Here is a 716-nt window from a genome sequence, read left to right as displayed (position 1 = left end):
CTCATCTTCTACAGTTGCATTTCCAAAATACCAGGTAGATGGGCATTTTTGGGCATGAAAAACCTGGCTTGGCACTACACCTCAACCAACCTCGCCGATGGCGGCACGGCCACACCGCAAGCCTTGAAGACCTTGCCCGCACAACCCTCAAGGGGGCTTCGGAGAAGCCAGTTCCTTCCGTCTTGCTCCACCTCTATCTCGTAGAGGGCCTCCAGGTCTTGCTTGATGTGCTTCCACTCGCAGGGAAAGTCGATCCTTCGCTTCAGCTCGTGCATGATGAGTAGGGCCAGGAAGGAGCAGAAGACATGGCCGGCGATGGTTGAGTCGTACTTGTGGTAGATGGGCCGGGTGGACAAGGTGTCCTTGGCCTCCCGGAAGATCCTCTCCACCCGCCACAGCTCCTTGTAGCGCATGGCCACCTCCTCCGCTGAAAGGTCGGTGTTGGTGAGAAGGACCCACTTTCCGTCGTATCTCTCCTCCTCCCTGACCTTGTCCCAGTCTATCTCGGGCTTCTGCCCCAGCTTCAGGTAGCGGCGGTAGCCGGAGTTGCCGACGAGGGAGGAGGGGCTTTCCTTGAGCTTTTTCTCAAGGTCGGAGAGGATGGCCTTTCTGCTCAACCGGTCGTGCTCCGCCTCCTCCGGGTTCAGGCAGACGATGTACCTCTTTCCCCCGTGTCTCACCTCCTTGACCCGGAGGTTTTCGGCCACCTCCCGGAA

General features: G+C 58.5%; 1 protein-coding gene. It reads right to left on the bottom strand.

Annotation, left to right across the window (positions count from 1 at the left end; translation table 11 throughout):
* Positions 1-74: 74 nt before the first annotated feature.
* Positions 75-716: transposase (locus QME84_12720; protein ID MDI6875126.1), on the bottom strand; the 642-nt coding region annotated here is incomplete at its 5' end.

Source organism: Actinomycetota bacterium (assembly GCA_030019255.1).
In the GTDB taxonomy this organism is placed as follows: domain Bacteria; phylum Actinomycetota; class Geothermincolia; order Geothermincolales; family RBG-13-55-18; genus Solincola_A.
The sequence above is the reverse complement of the archived record's forward strand: the minus strand, read 5'-3'. Positions and strand labels throughout refer to the sequence as shown.